The sequence below is a fragment of the Nonomuraea sp. NPDC054003 genome (assembly GCF_055585125.1).
The window spans coordinates 78,211-100,678 of record NZ_JBVJKR010000013.1 but is presented as its reverse complement, the minus strand read 5'-3'; the positions used below and the strand labels follow the sequence as shown (position 1 = coordinate 100,678).

The window sequence follows — 22,468 nt, the reverse complement described above, 5'->3', positions numbered from 1 at the left end:
GGTGTCGGACGCCCTGCTCGAGGGGGGCGGGGCGCTCGGCCCGGACCCGGCGGGTTACCGTGAGTAGGTGACTCGTGACGCTCGGGGGCAGCTCTGGCTGGTGGCGGCCACGCTGGCGTGGGCGGTGCTCGCGATGCTGTCGCCGCCGCTGGTCTGGCTGGTGTTCCCGCTGTTCTTCGGCTTCCTGCACGTGCTGCCGCTGTGGGCGGCGACGCTGGGTGTGACCGTGCTGACCTGCGTGAGCGCCGCGGCGGCGAGCTGGCACGCCGGTGGTCCTTCGGCGCCGCTGGTGCTCGGGCCGGTGCTGCTGGCGGCCGCGGCCACGCTGCTGTGGACGCGCCGGTTCAGGGGGTCACGATCGCGAAGCCGGGCACAGGGGCGTCCAGCGCGGCGAACAGGCGCTTGAGCGCCCGCATGTCGCCCTCCCTCGACACCTCGCCGACGCCCCGCCCCGCGAGCAGGGCGACGAGCTGGGCCTGGGTGAGCCGCAGCGTCAGGTCGACCGGCCCTTCCGGCGGGTCCGCCTGCCGGATGAGCACGCCGTTGGACAGCACCGTGCGGTAACGGCGGCCCAGGTCGGTCAGGTGCCAGTCGATGGCCAGGTTCTCGCTCCAGGCCTTCGGGCCGTCCACCCGGACGGCCAGCGCGTCCAGGACCTGCTCGGCGCCGAGCGCGGCGAGCGTGCCCGGCGCGACGGTCCCGCCGTCCGCGGCCGCGATCCCGTCCGTGAGCTCCAGCGCCCCCATCAGGTACGCGTTGCGCCAGGCGGGGTCGCGGGCCCCGTGGCCGAGCCGGGTGTAGACCTCGGCCAGCAGGTCGCGGGCCCGCTTGTTGCCCTCGTCCGCGAAGACCGCGTGGTTGAGGAGCTGGGCGGCGAAGCGCAGGTCGCCCCCGGCGGCGTACCTCTCGGCCAGCGCCACCACGGCCGCGCCGCCGCCGAGACACTCCACGTAGCGGATCGCGCTCTGCCGGGGCGGGTGCTCCCACAGGTGGGCCGGGTTGCCGTCGAACCAGCCCAGGTAGTGCTGGTAGACGGCCCTGATGACGCCGGCCGAGCCGGGCAGGGCGGCCAGGGCGGGCGGCAGTTGCAGACACTCGGCGATCTCCTGGGGGGTGAGACCCTTGTTCATCAGGCGCACGGTCTGGTCGTGCAGGTAGGAGTGCAGGTCTCGGTGCCGCTCCAGCAGACGCGTGACCTCCTCGCCGCCCCGTACGGGCTCGTGGTGCGCGGCGAAGGCCACGTCGGCGCGGCCGGCGAAGAGCGTGACCGCCTCCGACAGACCGCGCGTCCACAGCCGGGGGTCGCACCCGCCCGGCGGGTCGCCGGCGTTCACCGCCAGGCCGAGCGCGCGCCGCTCGGGCAGCAGGAACGCCAGCGCCGCGCCGGGCACGAGCTGGAACAGGAACCGCACCCCGTCGAGCGTCTCCTCCTGGCCGGTCCGCTCGACCAGCGCCGTGGGCGGGAGCAGGGAGACCGTGCCCGCCGACCGCATCGGGCCGAGCCGCCCCTCGGGCCCTCCCGGCAGCGCCGGGCCGTAGGTGTAGGCGGCCCGGCGGTTCGCGGCGGGGGCCGCGTACAGGAACTCCTCGGCGGCGCGGTCCAGGAAGCCGGCGGGGGCGAGCACGGGCACGCCGCCGAGGGTGACGCCGCGGGAGCCGCCGAAGCGGTCGGCGCGGGAGTGCGAGTAGATCACCGCCGAGACCGGCCGGTCCCCGCGGTGCCCGCGGTACAGCCGCAGCGCGGCCGCGGCGCACTCGGCGGAGCGGAGCGGGTCCACGACGACCACGCCGGTGCCGCCCTCCACGAGGGTCATCGCCGCCCGGTCGAGCCCGCGTACCTGATAGACGCCCTCGGCCACCTCGTACAGGCCGCGCCGGGCGAGCAGCCCCGCCTGCGCCCACAGGCTCGGGTGCGCCGTGGCCGGGCAGCCGCCGTCCACGCGTCCGTACGCGTCCGCGTCCCACACCACCTTGCCGTCGGCGTCCCTGACGACGGCGGAGGCGAGCGGGGCGACGAAACCCGCGCCCCTATCGTCGTCAGCCTCGTACGGAAGCTCGGCCATGCCTGAGAAATGCCCGGAAAGCAGGATGGGCACGGTCAACGTACGTACGAAACACCGTGAACCTCCCTTGGCTTGACTTATCGGGAAATAGTGGACGACCGAGAGCATGGGTAGGGTCTTCTCCGTGGAAGCCTGCGTATTCGATCTCGACGGCGTGCTGGTCGACTCCGAGCCGGTGTGGGAGGAGGTGCGCCGCGCCTTCGTCGCCGAGCACGGCGGCACCTGGCAGGACGACACCCAGTCGCGGCTCATGGGCATGAGCACCGCCGAGTGGGCGTCGTACCTGCACGAGCTCGGCGTGCGGCTGCCGCCGGACGAGATCGCCCGGCAGGTCGTCGACCGGATGGCCGAGCGCTACCGCGCCCACCTGCCGCTGATGAAGGGCGCGCCCGAGGCGGTGCGGCGGCTCGGCGACCACTTCACGCTCGGGCTGGCCAGTTCCTCGCCCCGGCGGCTCATCGACGTGGTGCTCGAGTCGAGCGACCTGCACGACTGCTTCGACGCCACCGTCTCCACCGAGGAGGTGGACCGCGGCAAGCCCGCCCCCGACGGCTACCTGAAGGTGGCCCGGCTCCTCGGCGTCGATCCCGACGAGTGCGTGGCGGTCGAGGACTCCAGCAACGGGCTGCGCTCGGCGGACGCGGCCGGCATGCGGGTCGTCGCCGTCCTGCACCCGCGCTACCCGCCCGCGCCGGACGCGCTGGTCCTGGCCTGGCGCATCGTCGAGCGTCTGGACGCGCTCACCCCCGAGCTGCTCGACGGGTGATCCGCTACTCTTTGGAAATCGTGCGAGACATCACGGTTTTCAGTGGCAGCGCCCATCCCGAGCTGGCCGAGGAGATCTGCTCCCACCTCGGCGTCCCCCTCCATCCTGTGCGCGTCTCGCGCTTCGCCAACGACGTCATCGCGGTCCAGCTCCAGGCCAACTGCCGCGAGCGCGACGTCTTCCTGATCCAGCCGCTGGTGCCGCCCACCCAGGAACACCTGGTGGAGCTGCTGCTCATGCTCGACGCCGCCCGGGGCGCCTCGGCGGCGCGCATCACCGTCGTGCTGCCCCACTACGCCTACGCCCGCTCCGACAAGAAGGACGCGCCGCGCATCTCGCTCGGCGCCCGCCTGGTGGCCGACCTGATGGTGGCGGCCGGGGCCGGCCGGGTGCTGACGATGACCCTCCACTCGCCGCAGGTCCACGGCTTCTTCAGCGTCCCCGTCGACCACCTGCACGCGCTGCGCGAGCTGGCGGCCCACTTCTCCCGCCACGACCTGTCCGACACCGTCGTGGTCTCCCCCGACCTGGGCAACGCCAAGGAGGCCGCCCACTTCGCCCGCCTGATCGGGGCCGATGTGGCGATGGGCGCCAAGCAGCGCTTCAGCGACGACCGCGTGGTGATCAGCTCGGTGATCGGCGACGTCGAGGGCAAGGACGTGATCATCCTGGACGACGAGATCGCCAAGGGCAGCACCGTCATCGAGCTCCTCGACCGCCTCCGCGAGCGCGGCGTCCGCTCCGTCCGCGTCGCATGCACCCACGGCCTGTTCTCCGACGGCGCCATCGAGCGGCTCAGCGCGCTGCCGGAGGTCAAGGAGATCGTCTGCACCAACACCGTCCCCCCGCCCAAGCCCGGCGACAAACTCACGGTCCTGTCCATCGCCCCGGCCCTCGCCGAGGCCATGCGCCGCATCCACTTCGGCGAGTCCGTCAGCGCCCTGTTCGGCACCCCGTGATCGACACCGGACTGGGCGCACACGACCCCCTCCGGCTCCGCCGCGGAGGAACTGGCCGCCGAGCTCGGTGACGCGATCGCCGTCGAGGCCGACCTGGCCGCGCCGGACGCGGCGGCGCGGCTGCTCGGCGCGGTCGAGCGGCGGCTCGGGCCGGTGGACGTGCTGGTGAACAACGCCGCGCACTGCGAGTCGCCCGACGCGTTCGGCTCGCTCACCGCCGGCGGGCTGGCCCGCCACTACGCGGTGAACGCCGTCGCCCCCGCCCTGCTCCTCGACGAGCTGGCCAGGAGGGAGCGGGCCGCGGCCGTGGTGAACATCAGCACCGACGCCGCCCGCGCCTTTCCCGGCCAGATCGGCTACGGCACGTCCAAGGCCGCGCTCGAAGCGCTCACCCGCGCGGCCGCGCTCGACCTCGCCCCGCTGGTGCGGGTCAACGCGGTCGCGCCGGGGCCGGTGCAGACCGGGTGGATGGACGAGGAGACGTACGCGCGAGCCCGCGAGATCGTGCCGCTGGGGCGGGTGGGCGAGCCGGAGGACATCGCCGGCGCCGTCGTGTTCCTGGCCTCACGGCAGGCGCGGTGGATCACCGGCCAGGTCATCCAGGCCGCCGGAGGGCACGCGCTCTGACGGCGGTCAGGCGGAGATGCCGCCGTCGCTCTTCAGCAGCTGGCCGTTGATCCAGCCACCCTGGGGCGAGCAGAGGAACTGCACCAGGTCGGCGGTGTCGCGCGGGGTGCCGAGGCGACCCAGCGGGGTGTGCTCGGCGCAGGTGGCCTTCAGGTCGTCGGGCATCCACCCGGTGTCGATCGGGCCGGGGTTGATCACGTTCGCGGTGACGCCGAGGTGGGCCAGCTCGCGGGCGGCGGCGAGCGTGATGCGGTCCAGCGCGCCCTTGCTCGCCCCGTACGGGAGGTTGCCGACGACGTGGTCGCTGGTGAGCGCGACGATCCGGCCGGTGCCGTGGGCGCCGCGGAACCGGCGGCCGTACTCGCGGATCAGCAGCCAGGAGGCGCGGGCGTTGACGGCGAAGTGGCGGTCGAAGCTGGCCACGGTCGTGTCGAGCAGCCCGGAGTCGACGGACTCGCAGTGGCACATCACCAGCGCGGTGACGTTGCCCAGCCGGCTCTCCACCTCGTCGAACACCCGCGCCGGCGTCTCCGTCTCGACCAGGTCGGCCTCCACAGCCGCGACGGCCGCGCCCTCGCCCGCCAGCGCCTTGCGGATCGTCTCGGGGGCCCCGGTCTCGGCGCCCCACGCCATCCGCTCGTCGTACGGAGTCCAGTAGGTGAAGCCGACGTCCCACCCGGAGGCGGCCAGCCGGGTCGCGATCCCGGCCCCGATCCCCACAGTCCTGCCCACCCCGGTGATCAGCGCCACGGGCCGCGCACTCTGCTCGAAGCTCATCCGGAGATGGTCCCCGAGCGGGCGTGTCCGGGGCAATGCCTTTAACCGCTTGTCATCGAACCATGGAGAGGGAGAGTAGAGATCATGCACACCTCTACCGAGATCCTGCTCACCCGCTTCCTGTCGGAGGCCGGGGCCGCCGTGCCGCTGATGGCGGTGTGGGCGCACGGGTCACTGGCCAAGGGCGACTACCAGCCGGGGCGGAGCGATCTGGACCTGATCGCCGTGGTCCGGGAGCCGCTGGACGAGCGGCGGCGCGACGCTGTGGAGCGGCTGCACCGAGGGCTGGACGGGGCCCTGGCCGAACGGCTGCACTGCTCGTACATGACCGACGGGCAGCTGGCCGAACACGGACGGGAGCACGTGACGTGGGCGATGGGCGAGCTGTTCGAGCGGCCCGTCACCGCCGTGACCCGGCGGGAGCTGCTCACGGGGGCGCTGGAGCTGTACGGACCGGGGCCGGACGCGCTGATCCCGCCGGTGTCCGACGCGGAGCTGGCCGCGTTCGTCCAGGCCGATCTGCGGGACTTCTGGCTGGTGAAGACGCGGGGCCGGCGGCGGTGGCTGCTGGACGAGTGGGTGGACCTGGGCATGGTCACGGTGGCGCGGGCGGCCGTGACGCTGCGGGACGGGCGGTTGATCAGCAAGCGGGAGGCGCTCGACGTGCTCGGCGAGATGGGCGCGCCGCCGGTCGTGGTGGACGGGATCAGGGCCCGCAGGTACGGGACGGACGGGCCGGTGCTGAGCCGGTTCCGCAGGGCGAAGCTGGCCCGCCGGTTCATCAGGCAGGCGATCGTCAGAGTGCTCGCGTGAGGCGGCGCAGCGCGCCGGTGATCTGCTCCGGGCTGAGCGTCCGGCGCTGCTGGACGTAGACGTCGGGGGCCAGCGGGGCGAGCAGGACGTCGGCCAGCGCGTCGGGCCCGGGGGTGCCGGCGGCGGCGAGCAGGGAGCGCACGTGCGCGCGCCAGAAGCCGTACGCGCCGGTCTCGAACCGCGAGCGGCCCACCTCACTACCCAGCACCAGGTGGGCGTGGTCCTCCAGCAGGCCGACCATGGCGGCGTAGAAGGCGGCCAGCCGCTCGGCCGGCGGCGCGCCGGGACCCAGCGGCGGGTCGCCGCGCAGCAGTTTCTCCTGCAGGGCGCGCTCGTGCTCGTCGAGCAGGGCGACGGCGATGGCGGCGCGGTCGGGATAGCGGCGGTAGAGGGTGCCGCGGCCCACGCCGGCCGCCTTGGCGATGTCCTCCATCGTCACCTCGTGCGGCGGCCTGCTCGCGAACAGCTTCGCGGCCGCGTCGAGGACGCGGGCCCGGTTGCGCGCGGCGTCGGCTCTCTCCATCAGCAGTCGGGGCGATGCTCCACCCCGTCCCCCTTCCGTACGAGCAGTCTCGCAGAGCCGGCTCCTTTGTAAGGCACCGGCCGTCTCCCGCCAATTACAGGTGTGGATCGACGAAAGGAGCGTGGCCGGTGCGTCGCAAACAGGCGGAGTTCGCCACCGACATCGGGGCGTTCGAGGCCTTCTACCGGCGGCACGTCGACGGGGTCACGCGATTCCTGGCCCGCCGGGTCGACGACCCTCACCAGGTCGCCGATCTGGTGGCGGACGTGTTCCTGGCGGTGATGGAGTCCGCCCACACCTATCGGCCTGAGCGGGGCAGCGAGGTCGCGTGGCTGTACGGCGTGGCCCGCAACACGCTCTCCGCCGAACGGCGCCGGGCGTTGCGTGAGTCCCAGCTGACCGACCGGGTGAGCAGGCGAAGACCGCTGGACAGCGACGACATCAGCCGGGTGGAGAAGCGGATCGACGCGGAGCGGCCCGCCAGGCGGGCCTTCCAGGCGATGGCCGAGTTACCGGAGGGTGAGCGCGCCGTGCTGGAGCTGGTCGTCATGGACCAGCTGACGGTCACGGAGGCCGCGGCCGCCCTGGGCATCCGGTCGGGGACCGCCATGGTGCGGCTGCACCGCGCGCGCCGGACTCTCAAGGACCTGCCTTTCGTCACGGAAGGGATCATCGTATGAGCTTCGAGGAGCAGTTGCTGATGGATCTGAAAGCCGAATTCACGGCGCGCGAGGACAGGCGCCGTCGCGGGGGCCGCCGCCTGTTCCTGGGGCTGGCGGTGACGGGGGCGGCAGCGGTCACGGCGCTCGCGGTGCCGCTGCTGACGGGCGGGCAGAGCGCGGCGTACGCGGTCACCGAGAAGTCCGACGGCACCGTCGGGGTGGAGATCCGCGAGTTCGAGGAGGCCGACCGGCTGGAGAGGGATCTGCGGGCGGCGGGCGTCAAGGCCGACGTCACCTACCTCGGCCCCGGCAAGCAGTGCGAGCGCGACCGGGGAGTGAGCAAGCTCCTGCCGGACGGTGCCGTCCACATGCGGAAGGGCGGGCTGGACATCGACCCGCGGCTCATCGACGAGAACCACACGCTGGTGCTGGAGTTCGCCGAGAGGGGCGGGGAGGACCCCGGAGTGGTGTGGACGCTCGCGACCATGATGATCCCCGGCGAGCCCGGCCCCTGCGTCGTCGTCGACGACCCGGACTGGGACGACCTGGGCGGCCCGGAGGGACAGCCTCCCGCGGGCAGCTGACCCCGGAACGACGCGGTCCCGGCCGCCGATACCGGGCCGGGACCGCGCGCCTTTCAGCCGGTGGCGTCCGCGTAGTAGCAGGCCGCCTGCGCCCCGGCCGAGGCGGGCAGGATCTCCAGCAGCTCCCCCCTGCACCGGGCGTCCACGCCCGCCTCCGCGGCCTTGCCGGAGGCGAGCACCTGGCATCGGGCGTGGAAGCGGCAGCCGCCCGGAATCCTGGTCGGGTCCGGCGGCTCGCCGGTCAGCACCACCCGTTCGGGAGACTCGGGCAGCACCGACAGCAGGGCCTGCGTGTACGGGTGACGCGGCGCGGTCAGCACCTGCTCGACCGGCCCCGACTCGACGATCCGGCCGAGATACATGACCGCCACCCGGTCGGCGATGTTCCACGCCAGCCCCAGGTCGTGCGTGACGACCAGCGCCGACAGGCCCAGCTCGTCGCGGAGCCTGAGCATGAGCGCGAGGATCTCGCCGCGCACCGACGCGTCGAGCGAGGCCACCGGCTCGTCGGCGATCAGCACCTTCGGGTCCAGCGCCAGCGCCCCGGCGATGACCACGCGCTGCCGCTGCCCGCCGGACAGCTCGTGCGGGTAACGCAGCAGGAACCGCTCAGGCGGCCGCAGCCCGGCCCTGGCCAGCGCGTTGTTCACCACGTCAGCCTCGTCCGGCAGTCCGTGGATGCGCGGGCCCTCCGCCACCGCCTCGTAGACGGTCTGCCGGGGGTTCAGCGAGCCCATCGGGTCCTGAAGGACGAGCTGCACCTGCCTGCGGTAGTCCTTGAGCGCCCGGCTGGCGTACCGCAGCGGCTCTCCCCCGTACCGGACCGTGCCGGACGTGGGCTTCTCCAGGCCGAGCAGCGTGCGCGCCAGCGTGGTCTTGCCGCAGCCGGACTCGCCGACCAGCGCCACGATCTCGCCCTCGCCGACCGCGAGGTTCACGCCGTCGACCGCGCGGGCGCGGCGCCCGCGCGAGGCGAACTCCACGTGCAGGTCGCGGGCCTCCAGGAGGGTACGGCGGGCCGTGGTGACCTCCTCGGCCGGAGCTTGCGTCTCTGTCATGCCTTCTCCTGTACGCGGTCCCGTACGTGGACGCAGGCGGCGGCGCGGCGGTCGCCGGCGGGCCACAGCTCGACGTCCAGCGTCGGGCACTCCTCCAGCGCGACCGGGCAGCGCGGGTGGAACGAGCATCCCGTCGGCAGGTCCATCGGGTCGGGCGGGTCGCCGCCGAGTCCCTTGGGCGCCAGCCGCGACGCCGGGTCGCCGACCGTCGGGAACGCCGCCGCCAGCGCCTGGCTGTAGGGATGCCGGGGGTCGTGGAACACCTCGCGCGACGGGCCCTGCTCGACCACGCGGCCCGCGTACATGACCGCGAGCCGGTCGCACACGTCGGCGAGCACCGACAGGTCGTGCGAGATCATGACCAGGGAGATGTCGTGCTCGGCGACCAGTTCCTTGATCAGCGTCAGCACCTGCGCCTGCACCATCACGTCGAGAGCCGTCGTGGGCTCGTCGGCGATGATGAGCCGGGGCGAGCAGGCGAGCGCCATCGCGATCATGACGCGCTGGCGCTGGCCGCCGGACAGCTCGTGCGGGTAGCTGCGGGCCCGCCAGGCGGGCAGGCCGACCTGTTCCAGCAGCTCGGCCACCCGCTTGCCGGCCTCGCCGGGCTTGGCCAGGTTGTGCACGAGCAGCGGCTCGGCGATCTGTTCGCCGATCCTGTGCACCGGGTTGAGTCCGTGCTGGGCGCCCTGGAAAACGATCGACGCCTGGGCCCAGCGGACCGCGCGCAGGCGGCCCCACTTCATGGTGAGCACGTCCTCGCCGTCGAGCAGGATCCGGCCGGTGACGCGGGCGTCGCGCGGCAGCAGCCGCAGCAGCGCCATGGCCAGCGTCGACTTGCCGGACCCCGACTCGCCGGCGACCCCGAGGGCCGCCCCGCTGCCGAGCGTGAGCGACACGCCTCTCACCGCGGGCACCTCGCCCTCGGCGATGCGGTACGTAACCGAGACGTCGTCCAGTTCTAGCAGACTCATGCCCCTGCCTTCCGGAGTCGCGGGTTGAGCACGGTCTCCAGCGCCCGGCCGCAGAGCGTGAACGCCATGACGACCGCGAGGATGCACAGGCCGGGGATGAGGATGTACCACCAGGCTCCGTAGCTGGCCGCGTTCCAGTCGTAGGAGCCGCGGAGCATGGTGCCCCAGGAGGTCTTGTTCGCGGTCACGCCGAGGAAGGCCAGCGTCGACTCGGTGACGATGGCGCTGGCGACCTGGAGCGTGGTGCTGGCCAGCAGCAGCGGGGCGACGTTCGGCAGCACGTGGCGGGTGGTGATGTGCCAGTGGCCGCCGCCGAGCGCCTTGGAGCGCTCGATGTACGGCCGCGCCTCCACCGCCAGCGTCTGCGCCCTGATGAGGCGGGCGGTGGACGGCCAGGAGGTGACGCCGATCGCCATGATGATGGTGAACGTGCTGCCGCCCAGGATGGCCGCCAGGACGAGAGCGGTGACCAGCGAGGGCAGCACCAGGAACCAGTCGGTCACGCGCATGATGACGGCGCCGATCCAGCCGCGGAAGTGGCCGGCGGCGATGCCGAGCACGGTGCCGATGCCCACGGTGAGCAGCGCGGCCAGGAAGCCGATGAGCAGCGACGTGCGCGAGCCCCACCAGACCATGAGCAGGATCGAGCGCCCGGACTCGTCGGTGCCGAACGGGTAGTCCAGGCTCGGCGGGGACCATCGGGGCCCGGTGTTCTCGACCACGCTGGTGACGCCCTGGTCGATGAAGAGCGGCGCCACGACGGCCAGCGTCACGGCCACGACCAGGATGACCAGGCCGGCGAGGCCGCCGCGCTGTTTGCGGAAGTCCTCCCAGAACCGGCCGAGCGCCCGCTTCCTGCGGGTCCACGTGAAGGTGCTCATGCGGACCTCACCCTCGGGTCGAGGAGGTGGTAGACGATGTCGGCCAGCGTGTTCATCAGGATCACCGCGACCGTGATGAGCATGAACGTGCCCTGCATGAGCGTGAAGTCGGGCACCGAGATCGCGTCGTAGAACAGCTTGCCGAGCCCCGGCCAGCTGAAGACCGTCTCCGTGGTGACCGCGCCGCCGACGACGAAGCCGATGTTCATGAACACCAGCGTCACCGTGGGCAGCAGCGCGTTCGGCACGGCGTGCCTGCGCCGCAGGTCGTCGTCGCGCAGACCCTTGGCCCGCGCGGTGTTGATGTAGTCCTGGCCCAGCTCGTCGAGCAGGGACGAGCGCATGACCAGCAGATACTGCGCGTACACCACCCCGACCATGGTCAGGCAGGGCAGCACCATGTGCCAGGCCACGTCGAGGACGTAACCGAAGCCGTCGGGCGCGTCGACGCTCTCGATGCCCCGGGTCGGGAAGATCTGGAGCCAGGCGGCGAACACCATCATCAGCAGCAGGCCGAGCCAGAACGTCGGCACCGACCACAGCACCAGCGAGGTGGCCGTGGAGAACCGGTCGAACCGGCCGCCCGGCCGCCACCCGGCCCTGGTGCCCTGCCAGAGGCCGAGGCTGACGGCGATGACCAGACCGACCCCGGTGAGCAGCAGCGTCGGCCCGAGGCGCTCGCCGATGAGGTCGAGGACCGGCCGCTTGTACTCGTAGGAGGTGCCGAGGTCCAGGCGGAGCGTCTTGCCGACGAAGTCGAGGAACTGCTCGGGCACCGGCTTGTCCAGGCCGAGCCGGCTCCGTTCCAGGTCGAGCTGCGCCGGGGTCATGTTGCGGCCCTGCGCGAGGTTCCGTACCGGATCTCCGGGGAGGAGCCGGAAGAGGAAGAACGTCGCGACGATCACCATGGCGATGCTCAGCAACGCCCCGCCGGCCTTGGTGAGCGCGTAGCGCAGCACGCCGCGGCGGGCGGGGCGGTCGTCCCCAGCGGGGCCCGCCGCCTGGGCGGCGGCGGGCTCTGCTGCTTCGAGCGGTGCTGTCATTCGCGGTCGTCCGCGGCGGACTTGCGCCGCCTGGTGAGGAAGAACGCGCCGACGCCGATGACGACCACGGCGCCGACCACGCCGGCGATCAGAGCGGTGTTGGAGCCGCCCTCCTCGGCCGTGGCCGAGGACTCGACGGCCTCCAGCGAGTAGAACGGCCAGAAGCTGCTCGCGCCGTACAGGATGCCGTCCTGCTCGGGCACGGACGTGATGCTCTTGATCCGGTCCTTGCGGTAGCCCTCGAGGTCGTTGGTGTAGTAGATCGCGATGACCGGGGCGTCGGTGTAGAGGCGCTCCTGCATCTGCTTGATGAGGTCGGCCCGCTTGGGCCGGTCGAGCTCCTTGAGCTGCTCCTGGTAGAGCTTCTCGAAGGTGTCGTCGCAGTAGAACGACTCGGTGCCGCCGCCCTCACCGGACGGGGTCGGCCGCCGGCTGCACAGGTGCGTCGCCAGGACCTCCTCCGGGTCGGGGTTGACCGACCAGCCGGAGATCGCGATGTCGAACAGGCCGGTGACGCCGGTCTCCTCGGTGAACTTGCTGGAGTCGAGCTTCTTGGTGGTCAGCGTGACGCCGATCTCCTTGAAGAAGCCGGTGAGGTACTCGGCGAGCTTGTCCTCGATCGGGGTGTCGGTGTGGATGCTGAAGCGGAACTCCAGCTTGCGGTCACCGTCGGGCATGGTGCGGACGCCGTCGGCGCCCTTCTTGTAGCCGGCGTCGTCGAGGATCTGGTTGGCCTTGGCCGGGTCGTAGGAGACCTTGGTGTCGCCGGCGGCCTCCCAGAAGAAGTCCGTGTACATGGGCGGCACGATCGAGCCGTGCGCCGGCTTGGCCAGGCCGTTCTGCACCTCGGCGACGAGCTTGTCCTTGTCGATGGCGTGGTGCAGCGCCTGGCGGACCTTCTGGTCCTGCAGCGCCGGGTGGCCGTCGCCCACTTCCTTGTCGTCGGTGGTCGTGGCGCCGTGGTTGATCTGCAGGTAGACGGCGCGGCGGCCCTGCTGGTTCCACTGCACGATGTTCGGGTCGCCCTTGAGGGACTCGAACTCCGGCGGGTTGAGCCGGCCGATCAGGTCGATCTCGCCGTTCTTCAGGCCGATGATGGACGCGGCCGGGTTCTCGTAGAAGACGACCTGGAGCTCGTCGATCTTCGGGGCGCCGCGCCAGTAGTTCGGGTTGGCCTGCAGCTTGACGTACTGGTCCTTCTTGTGCTCGACGGCGATGTACGGGCCGCTGGTCACGGCCGGATACTGGTCGCCGGAGAAGTCCGCGAGGTTGCCGACCTTCTCCCAGACATGCTTGGGCATGATCGGGATCGGGTTCTCCAGGATCGAGGCCTGGGGGTTCTTCAGCTTGATGACCAGGTCCTGGCCGTTGGCCGTGACGCTCTCGAAGTTCTCCGCGGCCGGACCGTTGGCGGTCTTGGCCGCGTCATCCGTCATGATCTTGTTGAACGTCCAGGCGGCGTCCTCGGCGGTGACCGGCTGGCCGTCGGACCACTTGGTCTCGCGGATCTTGAAGGTCCAGGTCAGACCGTCCTCGGAGCTGCTCCACGACTCGGCCAGGTCCGGGCTGGGCTGCAGCGTCTTGCTGTCCGGAACCGTCAGGAAGCCGTACATCCAGCGGTGGATCGAGGTCGACACCAAGCGGACGGCGAGGAACGGGTTCATGGAGTCAACGGCCTGGGTAGCGCCCACGCGGATGATCTTCTTTCCCGCCGCGGGGTCCTGGGCCAGAGCCACCTGACCCTGACCGGCCACCAATAGCGCGAAGCCCAGCACTGCCAGGCGTGCGAGCCATTTCCTCATGTGTGCCTCACCTTCAGGCGGGGGGTTATCTGTGTAGAGCACGGCACACCATAGGAACTACGCATGTCAACGAGATACGGAGAATTGTTTCATCTTCGTATCTTTGTGCGGTGTAAATTTTCAGTGGGACTCGGACACGCGTCCCTGGTCCACCACGAGCCTCCTGTCGACGCTGACCGCCTCCAGCATGCGGCGGTCATGGGTGACGAGCAGGAGCGTGCCGGGATAGCCGGCCAGCGCCGACTCCAGCTGCTCGATCGCGGGCAGGTCGAGGTGGTTCGTCGGCTCGTCGAGCACCAGCAGGTTGACGCCCCTGGCCTGCAGCAGGGCCAGCGCGGCGCGGGTGCGCTCGCCCGGTGAGAGCGTCGAGGCGGGCCGCAGCACGTGGTGCGCCTTCAGCCCGAACTTGGCCAGCAGCGTGCGCGCCTCACCCGGCACCAGGTCGGCGTGCGCGGTGAACACGTCGAGCAGCGCCTCCTCCCCCTCGAACAGCCCGCGCGCCTGGTCGACCTCGCCCACCACCACGCCGGAGCCGAGCGAGGCGTGCCCCTCGTCCGGCGGGACGCGCCCGAGCAGGGCGCCGAGCAGCGTGGTCTTGCCCGAGCCGTTGGCCCCGGTGATCGCCACCCGCTCGGCCCAGCCGATCTCCAGGTCGACCGGCCCCAGCGTGAAGCCGCCCCGCCTGACGACCGCGCCGCGCAGCGTGGCCACCACCGCGCCGGAGCGGGGCGCGACGGCGATCTCCATGCGCAGCTCCCACTCCTTGCGCGGCTCCTCGACCTCCTCCAGCCGCTCCAGCAGCTTCTCCGTCTGCCGGGCCTTGGCGGCCTGCTTCTCGGTGGTCTCGACGCGGGCGTTGCGCCCGATCTTGTCGTTGTCGGGCATCTTGCGGCGGGCGTTCTTGACGCCCTTCTCCATCCACGCCCGCTGCCTGCGGGCGCGGCCCTCCAGGTCGGCGCGGGTCTCGGCGTACTCCTCGTAACGCTCCCTGGCGTGCCGCCTGGCGACCTCGCGCTCGTCCAGGTAGGCCTGGTAGCCGCCGCCGAACAGGTGGATCCGCTGCTGGGCCAGGTCGAGCTCCAGCACGTCGGTGACGGTCCTGGCCAGGAACTCGCGGTCGTGGCTGACCACGACCGTGCCGGCCCGCAGGCCCTTGACGAAGCTTTCCAGCCGGTCGAGCCCGTCGAGGTCCAGGTCGTTGGTGGGCTCGTCGAGCAGGAACAGGTCGTAGCGGCTGAGCAGCAGCGAGGCCAGCCCGGCGCGGGCCGCCTGACCGCCCGACAGCGAGGTCATCGGCTGCTCCAGCGCCACCGGCAGGCCGATCGCCTCGGCGCGCTCGTCCAGGTCGGCGCCGCCCAGCGCCAGCCAGCGCTCCAGCGCCACGCTGTAGGCGTCGTCGGCGCCGGGCGCCTGATCGGCCAGGGCCTGCGCGGTGGTGTCCAGGTCGCGCTGCGCCCGCGCCACGCCGGTGCGGCGGGCCAGGAACTCCATCACGGTCTCGCCCGGCCTGCGGTCGGGCTCCTGCGGCAGGTAGCCGACGGTGGCGGCGGCCGGGCTGAGCCGGATCTCGCCCTCCTCGGGCCGGTCGAGGCCGGCCATCATGCGCAGCAGGGTCGACTTGCCCGCGCCGTTGGCCCCCACCAGGCCGATCACGTCGCCGGGGCTCACGACCAGGTCCAGCCCCGTGAACAGCACCCGCTCCCCGTGACCGGCAGCCAGCCCTCGCACCACCATGGTCGCGCTCATGTACGGCGATGCTACTAGGCTCCGCTGAATGTCCCGTTTGCCGGTTATGGTGGCCGCCCTCGTCACGGTCGCCCTCGGACTCGGCGTCCGGCTGCTCTGGGACGGCCCGGTTTCCAAGTACGCCGGCGACGCGCTCTACACGGTGCTGATCTACCTGCTCGTCGTGCTCGTGTTGCCGCGCGTGCGCCCCTGGGCCGCCGCGCTCACCGCGGCCGGGCTGAGCTGGGCGATCGAGTTCGCCCAGCTCCTCGGCATCCCGGAGGTGCTGCGCCCGCTGCTCGGCAGCACGTTCAACCCGCCCGACCTCTTCTGGTACGCGGCCGGCGCCGCGACGGCGTGGGCCGCGCACATCGCGTATAGATCGGGAACTCACGGATAGGGGGTGAGAAACCACGAAATAGGGGGTTTCATCATGCTCCAGGACAAGACCATCGCTTTCCTGGTCGCGCCCGAAGGCGTCGAGCAGGTCGAGCTCACCGAGCCGTGGAAGGCCGTCAAGCAGGCCGGTGGCACGCCGAAGCTGATCTCCACCGAGCCGGGGCAGATCAAGGCGTTCAACCACCTGGACAAGGCCGACACGTTCGCCGTGGACGGCACGGTCGAGGAGGTGTCGGCGGCCGACTTCGACGGGCTCGTGCTGCCCGGCGGCGTCGCCAACCCCGACTTCCTGCGTACCGACCCGAAGGCCGTGCGGTTCGTCCAGGACTTCTTCCAGGGCGGCAAGCCGGTCGCGGCGATCTGCCACGCGCCGTGGACGCTGATCGAGGCCGACGCCGTCCGGGACCGGCAGATGACGTCCTGGCCGAGCCTCCAGACCGACCTGCGCAACGCCGGCGCGAACTGGGTCGACGAGGAGGTCGTGGTCTGCGACGCCGGGCCGAACAAGCTGGTCACCAGCCGCAAGCCGGACGACCTCAAGGCGTTCTGCCAGGCCACGGTCGAGGTGTTCGGGGACTGACGTGACAGGGGCGGGCCGCGGCCCGCCCCGCTCGTCCGAAACTCCTTGCGCGGGCCGCGGAAATGGTCTGGACGTATACCAAAGAATGGTCTAAACCTAGACCAAAGAGAGCGTCCTCCGCGCCCCCCAGGGAGACCTCAGTGAGCACAGAAGAGGATTCCAAGCGACTCGCCGAGCTCGGCTACAAGCAGGAGCTGGCCCGGACCTGGAGCGGATTCTCCAACTTCGCCATCTCGTTCTCCATCATCTCGATCCTCGCCGGCTGCTTCACCACCTTCGGCCAGGCATGGAACAACGGCGGCCCCATCGCCATCTCCTGGGGCTGGCCGCTGATCTCCCTCTTCATCCTGATCATCGGCTTCTGCATGTCGGAGCTGGTCTCCGCGTTCCCGACCGCGGGCGGCATCTACTGGTGGGCCGCCAAGATGGGCAAGCCGATCCACGGCTGGTTCACCGGCTGGCTCAACCTGATCGGCCTCATCGCGGTCACCGCGTCCGTCGACTACGGCTGCGCGACCTTCCTCAACATCACCCTCACCCGGCTCACCGGCGGCGCCTGGGAAGGCACGCTCTCGCAGGCGTTCCTGCTGTTCGTGATCGTGCTCGGGTTGCACGCGCTGATCAACATCTTCAGCCACCGGCTCATCTCACTGCTGCAGAACGTCTCCGTCTGGTGGCACGTCTTCGGCGCCGCCATCGTGGTCGGGATCCTGGTCTTCGGCCCGTCCGAGCACCAGTCGGTGGGCTTCGTGTTCACCGAGACGATCAACAACTCCGGCTTCGGCGACGGCTCCAACGGGCTGACGTTCTGGCTGTACGTGCTGCCGCTCGGCTTCCTGCTCACCCAGTACACGATCACCGGCTTCGACGCGTGCGCGCACGTCTCGGAGGAGACCCAGGGCGCCTCCACGGCCGCCGCCCGCGGCCTGTGGCAGTCGATCTTCTACTCGGCGATCGGCGGCTGGATCGTCCTGCTGGCGTTCCTGTTCGCGGCCACGAACGTGGACGCGATCAACGAGCAGGGCGGCTTCGTCGGCGCGATCTTCGAGACCGCGCTCAGCTCGCCGCTGGCCACCGCGATCTTCGCGATCTCCACCATCGGCCAGTTCTTCTGCGGCATGAGCTGCGTGACGTCCATGTCGCGGATGACGTACGCGTTCGCCCGCGACGGCGCGGTGCCCGGCTGGCGGCTCTGGTCGCGGGTCGACCGCAACCGCACGCCGGTCAACGCCATTCTGGCCGGTTGCGGCGCCGCCGCCTTCATCACCCTGCCCGCCCTCTACGCCCCTCCCGGCCTGACCACCCCGGTGGCCTTCTTCGCCGTGGTGTCGATCGCGGTCATCGGGCTCTATCTGGCGTTCCTCATCCCGATCTGGCTCCGGCTGCGGATGGGCGACCGCTTCGAGCCCGGGCCGTGGACGCTCGGGCGCAGGTACAAGGTGCTCGGCTGGATCGCGGTGATCGAGATCGCGGTCGTCTGCGTGTACTTCATCATGCCGTTCTCGCCGGCCGGGGTGCCCGGCGACGAGGACTTCACCTGGACGTCGGTCAACTACGCCCCGATCGCGGTGGGCGTGGTGCTGATCGGCATCGGCCTGTGGTGGTGGCTGTCGGCCCGCCACTGGTTCACCGGCCCCCGCCGCACCATCGACGAGGTCCCCATGGACGCCTGACATCTCCGGCGCGGCCCTCGCTACGTCAGAGCGGTTCGGAGGCGCCGCGCCTGGAGACAAAGACGCAGAACGGATGCCCCGCCAGGTCCGCGTACACGCGCAACGGCTCCTCCTCGTCGTCCATGCGGTCCAGCAGGAGCCGCCCGCCGAGGCTCAGGACACGGTCGTGCTGTGCCCGCAGGTCCTCGACCGACGGCACGGTCAGGTCCAGGTGCAGCTGCTGGGGCACGCCGTCCTGCGGCCAGGTCGCTTCCGGCAGCTCGTCGACCTGCTGGAAGGCCAGTTGCGAAGCTCCACCCGGGGTCCTCAGGACCAGCCAGTCGCGGCCCCGCTCGTCCTCGGCTCCCGCTTCCGGCGGCTCGTCACCGGGCCGGTAGACCAGCCCGAGCAGAGCCCGGTAGAACTCCGCGAGGGCACGGGCGTCCAGGCAGTCGAGCACCACCTGGCACAGCCGAGGCCTGCTGTCCTGATCAGTCATCCGCGCCCCCGTGATCGTCGCCGACAGGGCCTCTGCACGCGACGCCGGGGGCTAAACGCGGACGATTCGTTCCCTCAGCTCAGGACGCCTCGAAGGCCGCCGCCACCACCGGGCGGACCCCGTCCATCGACGCCTCCCTCAGCTCTCGCCCCAGTAATGCTGCTAGCAGTTTGCTAGCATCATCGTCATGGCGACTCTCTACATCCGCGACGTACCCGAACCGATCGCCGAGCAGCTCAAGGCACGTGCCGCCGAAGCCGGCCTGTCGCTTTCCGCTTACGTCGCCAGAGAACTGGCCGACATCGCCGCTCGGCCGACCAACGCTGAGATCGTGAAACGTTTGAAAGCTCGCGATCGCTCCCGAGGCCCGTCGAGTGAGGAAATCCTGCAAGCAGTCGCCGAGGGCAGGCGATGATAGTCATCGATTCCTCCGCCATGGTGGAGGCCCTCGTGGGCCGCGACGCCGACATGGAACTTCTCAGCGCGCTGCAAGCCAGCGTCCACGCTCCACACCTCCTTGACGTGGAGGTCCTATCGACGTTGCGCGGACTGGTGCTCGGCGGCAGGCTGCCCGCCGCGATCGCCGAGCAGGCCCGGGCCGACTACCTGGCTCTCAACATCACGCGCTACGAGATGAAGGGGATAGCAGAGCGGATCTGGGAACTGCGGCACAACTCCACCGCTTACGACTCCTGTTACCTGGCCCTCGCCGAAGCGCTGGAAGCGCCCCTTTACACCTGTGACGGCAAGCTCAACGGCTCCGGCCATGATGCCGAGGTGCAGGTTTTCCCGCGCGTGTGATTCAGGACGCCTCGAAGGCCGCCGCGACCACCGGGCGGACCCGGTCCATCGAGGCGTCGCCGAGCTCTCGCTGGAGCGAGGTCATGTCGACGTCCGGCATCCCGCAAGCCACCGCCCAGTCCCACGGCATCAGGTCGCCGTCGACGTTGAGGGCGAAGCCGTGGCTGGTGACGCCGCGGCTCTGCCGCATCCCGATGGAGACGATCTTGCGGCCGCTCTCGGCGGTCCACACGCCGGTGAGCAGCTCCGAGCCCGGCGGGGTGTCGCGCCGCTCGGCGGGCAGGCCGAGCTCGCCGAGGGCGGCGACCAGGCGCAGCTCCACCTCGCGCACGTAGTCGACGATGCCCTCCTCCTCGCCCAGCTTGACGATCAGGTAGCCGACGAGCTGGCCGGGGCCGTGGTAGGTGAGCTGCCCGCCCCGGCCCGTCTCCACGACCGGGATGCCGCGCGACGGGTCGGGCAGGTGGGCCGACGGGGTGCGCCGGCCGACCGTGTAGACCTGCGGGTGGCTGAGCAGCCAGAGCGTGTCCGGCCGTGCGTCGCGCTGGCGCTCGTCGACCAGCTCGGCCATGCGCTCCATCGCCTTGTCGTAGTCGACGAGCTCGTCCTGGATCAGTGTCAGCGGCCTTGCCCTCATGCCTTAGAGGATAATCCTCAGTACTTCTTCGGCTCTTCGGGGACCAGGATCCACATGACGACATAGACGACCCACATCGGGCCGGGGAAGAGCGAGAGGATCAACCAGAGGACCCGGACGAGGGTGGGCGACAGGCCGAACCTGTCGGCGAGGCCTCCGCAGACGCCGGCGAGCATCCGGTGCTGTCGTGAGCGGTACATGGTGTCCCTCCGTGTGATGACGTTCTACTGAGAAGAACGCACGAGCCTCGCTCTCTTCTCCCACTACTGACCCTGAGAAAACCCTGTAAGGGTCAGCCACTCCCGCGCGGCGGCCAGATGCCGGCTGGTCAGGCCCACTCTGCCGGGGACGTGGACGAGCAGGAATTCGCCGAGACCCTGACGAGCCCTGAGGTAGTCCTCGTCCTCCTGGTAGACCTGGTCGTCGAACCAGACGAACGGCCGGTCGCCGACGTAGTCGGCCACGTGGCGGGTCTTGAACATCTCGCCGTGCCGGCTCCCGTTCTCGCCGGGCGCCATCTCGATGACGGGCAGCGGCGGCAGGCCGAGCCGGGGCGCGATCCACTCGTTGGCGTGCTGCTCCCAGGTCGTCGCCCACACCAGCTCGGAGCCGGTCTCCAGCGCGAGCTCCATCAGCCGGGTGCCGTGGCGCTGGTTGAGGTGCACGGTGTAGACGGTGCTGCCGATCGTGCACCGGTAGCGGCGGAAGTCGGGGGACGGGCGGCCGGTGGGGTTGAGTACCCCGTCCACGTCCAGGAGCAGCAGCGGTTTCACCGGCCGGCCCCCACCCGGTGTTCCTGCGGGCTGACGCCGTGGGCCCGTTTGAAGGCCGCGCTGAGCGCGAACGGGCTGCCGTAGCCGACCTTCCTGGCGACCGAGGTCACGGTCGCCTCGGGCTCGCGGAGCAGGTCGGCGGCCAGGGCCAGCCGCCACCCGGTCAGGAACGCCATCGGCGGCTCGCCCGCCAGGTCCGTGAACCGCCTGGCCAGCGAGGCACGCGAGACCCCCACCTCGGCGGCCAGCGCGGCGACCGTCCACGGGTGCGCGGGGTTGTTCTGCATGATCCGCATGGCCTTGCCCACGACAGGGTCGCTCTGCGCCCGGTACCACGCCGGCGCCTCCCCGGTGGCGAACCACCCGCGCAGCGTGGCGATGAGCAGCAGGTCGAGCATCCTGTCGAGCACCGCCTCCTGCCCGGGCTCGTTCTTGACCACCTCCTCGCCCAGCATCTCGATGAGCGGCCCGCCTGGCTGGACGAGCAGCGACGGCAGCGCCCGCAGCAGCCGCCCGCTGACCTCCCCGGCCATCAGGTAGGTGCCGACGATCATGGAGCTGGCGCCGTCGGGGTCGTTGCCCCAGGTGCGCACGCCCAGGTGCATCGCCTGGTAGAGCGACTCGCCGTCGAGGGTGGTGCACCGCTCGCCGGGGTGGATGACGATCTGCGGCGGGGTGCCGGGCCGGTCGGCGACCACGTAGGGCTCCGGCCCGCACACCACGGCCACCTCGCCCGGCCCCACCCGCGTCAGGCCGTCGCGGACGATCCACGCCTCGCCGCGCACCATGGCCAGCAGCGTGAGCGGGGCCTCGTCCTGCACGCGCATCGCCCAGGGCGGGTCGAGGAGGACCCTCAGCAGGAACGCGCCACGGGCGCGCGGGCCGTCGAGCAGAGCCGCCAGGTGATCCATGGTTAGACGATCGCATATGCCATTGCGCTTCTCAACCATGGAGAGTCTCACCGGCAGACGGCTTACTAGAGGGCATGACCATCCTGGTAACGGGCGGGACCGGCAAGACCGGCCGCCGGATCGCAGACAGGCTCGAAGCCCTCGGCCGGCCCGTACGCGTGGGCTCCCGTACGGGCACCCCGCCCTTCGACTGGGCGGACCGCGGCACCTGGAAGGCCGCCCTCCACGGGGCGCGCGCCGCGTACATCTCCTACTATCCCGACGTGGCGGTCCCGGGCGCGCTCGACGACGTGCGGGCGTTCACCGAGCACGCGGTGGCGGCCGGCGTCGAGCGGCTGGTCCTGCTGTCGGGCCGGGGCGAGCCGCTCGCCGAGGCCGCCGAGCAGGTGGTACGCGAGTCGGGCGTCGCCTGGACGATCGTGCGGTGCGCCTGGTTCATGCAGAACTTCTCGGAGGGCTACCTGCTGGAGCCGGTACGCGACGGCGTCATCGCGCTGCCCGCCGGAGACGTGGCCGAGCCGTTCGTGGACGTGGACGACATCGCCGACGTCGCGGTGGCCGCGCTCACCGAGGACGGGCACGCGGGCAGGCTGTACGAGCTGACCGGGCCGCGAGCGCTCACCTTCGCCGACGTGGCGGCCGAGCTGTCCAAGGCGACCGGCCGCGACATCACGTACGTGCCGATCACCACCGAGGAGTACGCGGCGGGCGCGGCCGAGCACGGCGTGCCGGAGGACGAGATCGAGATGCTGACCATGCTGTTCACGGAGACACTCGACGGCCGCAACGCCCACGTCGCCGACGGCGTGCGGGCCGCGCTGGGCCGGCCGGCCGGGGACTTCGCCGGCTTCGCGCGGGACAACGCCGGAGCCTGGATGACCAGCGGGTGAACTCCGCGCGGCGACCAGCCGCGACTGGCCTTGGCGGGTCCCCGTTTCCGCTAGCCTCACCTCGGTACA

At 71.2% G+C, this 22,468-nt stretch carries 26 protein-coding genes and 1 pseudogene; 13 read left to right on the top strand and 14 right to left on the bottom strand.

The window, feature by feature from the left end; translation table 11 throughout:
* The first annotated feature begins 67 nt into the window (after positions 1-67).
* Entirely contained in the window at positions 68-406 is a 339-nt protein-coding gene (locus tag ACZ6YG_RS31055; RefSeq protein ID WP_148036589.1) for a hypothetical protein, read from the top strand.
* On the opposite strand, the gene ACZ6YG_RS31050 is transcribed toward ACZ6YG_RS31055, so the two are convergent.
* Positions 345-2,063, bottom strand: a complete 1,719-nt coding sequence (locus tag ACZ6YG_RS31050; RefSeq protein ID WP_466019961.1) for an alkyl/aryl-sulfatase — start codon at positions 2,061-2,063, stop codon at positions 345-347. The genes ACZ6YG_RS31055 and ACZ6YG_RS31050 overlap by 62 nt on opposite strands.
* Before the next feature lie 124 nt (positions 2,064-2,187).
* Between ACZ6YG_RS31050 and ACZ6YG_RS31045 the strand changes: the two genes are divergently transcribed.
* The 3 genes and pseudogenes from ACZ6YG_RS31045 to ACZ6YG_RS31035 all read left to right on the top strand — a co-directional run.
* Positions 2,188-2,829, top strand: a complete 642-nt coding sequence (locus tag ACZ6YG_RS31045; RefSeq protein WP_261809056.1) for an HAD family hydrolase — start codon at positions 2,188-2,190, stop codon at positions 2,827-2,829.
* 20 nt (positions 2,830-2,849) lie between these two features.
* Positions 2,850-3,788, top strand: a complete 939-nt coding sequence (locus ACZ6YG_RS31040) for a ribose-phosphate diphosphokinase (protein ID WP_148036586.1) — start codon at positions 2,850-2,852, stop codon at positions 3,786-3,788.
* 48 nt (positions 3,789-3,836) lie between these two features.
* Positions 3,837-4,415 (top strand): annotated as a pseudogene (locus tag ACZ6YG_RS31035) (SDR family oxidoreductase); the annotation flags it as partial.
* Positions 4,416-4,421: 6 nt separating this feature from the next.
* Here ACZ6YG_RS31035 and ACZ6YG_RS31030 read toward each other — a convergent pair.
* The gene (locus tag ACZ6YG_RS31030; protein WP_397199580.1) at positions 4,422-5,192 is read right to left on the bottom strand and encodes an SDR family oxidoreductase; all 771 of its coding nucleotides are present in this window, start codon (positions 5,190-5,192) and stop codon (positions 4,422-4,424) included.
* 84 nt (positions 5,193-5,276) lie between these two features.
* Between ACZ6YG_RS31030 and ACZ6YG_RS31025 the strand changes: the two genes are divergently transcribed.
* Complete coding sequence (locus tag ACZ6YG_RS31025) at positions 5,277-6,005, top strand: nucleotidyltransferase domain-containing protein (protein ID WP_397199579.1); 729 nt, start codon at positions 5,277-5,279, stop codon at positions 6,003-6,005.
* On the opposite strand, the gene ACZ6YG_RS31020 is transcribed toward ACZ6YG_RS31025, so the two are convergent.
* Positions 5,989-6,528, bottom strand: coding sequence for a TetR/AcrR family transcriptional regulator (locus ACZ6YG_RS31020; RefSeq protein ID WP_219551550.1), 540 nt, complete (start codon positions 6,526-6,528; stop codon positions 5,989-5,991). The genes ACZ6YG_RS31025 and ACZ6YG_RS31020 overlap by 17 nt on opposite strands.
* Before the next feature lie 128 nt (positions 6,529-6,656).
* Between ACZ6YG_RS31020 and ACZ6YG_RS31015 the strand changes: the two genes are divergently transcribed.
* Positions 6,657-7,208, top strand: a complete 552-nt coding sequence (locus tag ACZ6YG_RS31015; protein ID WP_271275158.1) for an RNA polymerase sigma factor — start codon at positions 6,657-6,659, stop codon at positions 7,206-7,208.
* A complete protein-coding gene (locus ACZ6YG_RS31010; RefSeq protein ID WP_397199578.1) occupies positions 7,205-7,774 on the top strand; it encodes a hypothetical protein in 570 nt (189 codons plus the stop codon). Before ACZ6YG_RS31015 ends, ACZ6YG_RS31010 begins: the two co-directional genes overlap by 4 nt.
* Before the next feature lie 53 nt (positions 7,775-7,827).
* Here ACZ6YG_RS31010 and ACZ6YG_RS31005 read toward each other — a convergent pair whose 3' ends face one another.
* The 6 genes from ACZ6YG_RS31005 to ACZ6YG_RS30980 form a co-directional block, all read right to left on the bottom strand.
* Entirely contained in the window at positions 7,828-8,832 is a 1,005-nt protein-coding gene (locus ACZ6YG_RS31005; RefSeq protein ID WP_219551554.1) for an ABC transporter ATP-binding protein, read from the bottom strand.
* Positions 8,829-9,806, bottom strand: coding sequence for an ABC transporter ATP-binding protein (locus ACZ6YG_RS31000; RefSeq protein ID WP_148036580.1), 978 nt, complete (start codon positions 9,804-9,806; stop codon positions 8,829-8,831). The genes ACZ6YG_RS31005 and ACZ6YG_RS31000 overlap by 4 nt, the downstream gene beginning before the upstream one ends.
* The gene (locus ACZ6YG_RS30995; RefSeq protein ID WP_148036579.1) at positions 9,803-10,687 is read right to left on the bottom strand and encodes an ABC transporter permease; all 885 of its coding nucleotides are present in this window, start codon (positions 10,685-10,687) and stop codon (positions 9,803-9,805) included. Before ACZ6YG_RS30995 ends, ACZ6YG_RS31000 begins: the two co-directional genes overlap by 4 nt.
* Positions 10,684-11,730: an ABC transporter permease gene (locus tag ACZ6YG_RS30990; protein ID WP_148036578.1), complete on the bottom strand. Its 1,047-nt coding sequence runs from the start codon at positions 11,728-11,730 to the stop codon at positions 10,684-10,686. The genes ACZ6YG_RS30995 and ACZ6YG_RS30990 overlap by 4 nt, the downstream gene beginning before the upstream one ends.
* The gene (locus tag ACZ6YG_RS30985) at positions 11,727-13,532 is read right to left on the bottom strand and encodes an ABC transporter substrate-binding protein (protein WP_466019960.1); all 1,806 of its coding nucleotides are present in this window, start codon (positions 13,530-13,532) and stop codon (positions 11,727-11,729) included. The genes ACZ6YG_RS30990 and ACZ6YG_RS30985 overlap by 4 nt, the downstream gene beginning before the upstream one ends.
* Before the next feature lie 120 nt (positions 13,533-13,652).
* Complete coding sequence (locus tag ACZ6YG_RS30980; protein ID WP_466019959.1) at positions 13,653-15,278, bottom strand: ABC-F family ATP-binding cassette domain-containing protein; 1,626 nt, start codon at positions 15,276-15,278, stop codon at positions 13,653-13,655.
* 28 nt (positions 15,279-15,306) lie between these two features.
* On the opposite strand from ACZ6YG_RS30980, the gene ACZ6YG_RS30975 reads away from it, so the two are divergent.
* The 3 genes from ACZ6YG_RS30975 (at position 15,307) to ACZ6YG_RS30965 (ending at position 17,909) form a co-directional block, all read left to right on the top strand.
* Entirely contained in the window at positions 15,307-15,657 is a 351-nt protein-coding gene (locus tag ACZ6YG_RS30975) for a DUF2809 domain-containing protein (protein WP_466019958.1), read from the top strand.
* Positions 15,658-15,690: 33 nt separating this feature from the next.
* Positions 15,691-16,236, top strand: a complete 546-nt coding sequence (locus ACZ6YG_RS30970) for a type 1 glutamine amidotransferase domain-containing protein (RefSeq protein ID WP_148036575.1) — start codon at positions 15,691-15,693, stop codon at positions 16,234-16,236.
* Positions 16,237-16,376: 140 nt separating this feature from the next.
* Positions 16,377-17,909: an amino acid permease gene (locus tag ACZ6YG_RS30965; protein ID WP_219546946.1), complete on the top strand. Its 1,533-nt coding sequence runs from the start codon at positions 16,377-16,379 to the stop codon at positions 17,907-17,909.
* 25 nt (positions 17,910-17,934) lie between these two features.
* Here the strand turns inward: ACZ6YG_RS30965 and ACZ6YG_RS30960 are convergent, their stop codons facing one another.
* Entirely contained in the window at positions 17,935-18,387 is a 453-nt protein-coding gene (locus ACZ6YG_RS30960; RefSeq protein ID WP_466019957.1) for a VOC family protein, read from the bottom strand.
* Between the two features lie 187 nt (positions 18,388-18,574).
* On the opposite strand from ACZ6YG_RS30960, the gene ACZ6YG_RS30955 reads away from it, so the two are divergent.
* Positions 18,575-18,802 (top strand): FitA-like ribbon-helix-helix domain-containing protein, encoded by a 228-nt coding sequence (locus tag ACZ6YG_RS30955; RefSeq protein ID WP_148036572.1) that lies wholly within the window; start codon positions 18,575-18,577, stop codon positions 18,800-18,802.
* A complete protein-coding gene (locus tag ACZ6YG_RS30950) occupies positions 18,799-19,188 on the top strand; it encodes a type II toxin-antitoxin system VapC family toxin (RefSeq protein ID WP_466019956.1) in 390 nt (129 codons plus the stop codon). Before ACZ6YG_RS30955 ends, ACZ6YG_RS30950 begins: the two co-directional genes overlap by 4 nt.
* A gap of 1 nt (position 19,189) precedes the next feature.
* Here the strand turns inward: ACZ6YG_RS30950 and lipB are convergent, their stop codons facing one another.
* From lipB to ACZ6YG_RS30930, 4 genes are all read right to left on the bottom strand, one after another.
* Complete coding sequence (lipB, locus tag ACZ6YG_RS30945) at positions 19,190-19,825, bottom strand: lipoyl(octanoyl) transferase LipB (protein ID WP_148036570.1); 636 nt, start codon at positions 19,823-19,825, stop codon at positions 19,190-19,192.
* A gap of 17 nt (positions 19,826-19,842) precedes the next feature.
* On the bottom strand, positions 19,843-20,025 hold the full coding sequence (locus tag ACZ6YG_RS30940) for a PspC domain-containing protein (protein WP_148036569.1): 183 nt from the start codon (positions 20,023-20,025) through the stop codon (positions 19,843-19,845).
* A gap of 63 nt (positions 20,026-20,088) precedes the next feature.
* The gene (locus ACZ6YG_RS30935; RefSeq protein WP_148036568.1) at positions 20,089-20,598 is read right to left on the bottom strand and encodes an HAD domain-containing protein; all 510 of its coding nucleotides are present in this window, start codon (positions 20,596-20,598) and stop codon (positions 20,089-20,091) included.
* Complete coding sequence (locus ACZ6YG_RS30930) at positions 20,595-21,509, bottom strand: AraC family transcriptional regulator (protein ID WP_397199573.1); 915 nt, start codon at positions 21,507-21,509, stop codon at positions 20,595-20,597. The genes ACZ6YG_RS30935 and ACZ6YG_RS30930 overlap by 4 nt, the downstream gene beginning before the upstream one ends.
* A gap of 74 nt (positions 21,510-21,583) precedes the next feature.
* On the opposite strand from ACZ6YG_RS30930, the gene ACZ6YG_RS30925 reads away from it, so the two are divergent.
* Positions 21,584-22,399: an NmrA family NAD(P)-binding protein gene (locus ACZ6YG_RS30925; protein WP_466019955.1), complete on the top strand. Its 816-nt coding sequence runs from the start codon at positions 21,584-21,586 to the stop codon at positions 22,397-22,399.
* The last annotated feature ends 69 nt before the right edge of the window (positions 22,400-22,468 follow it).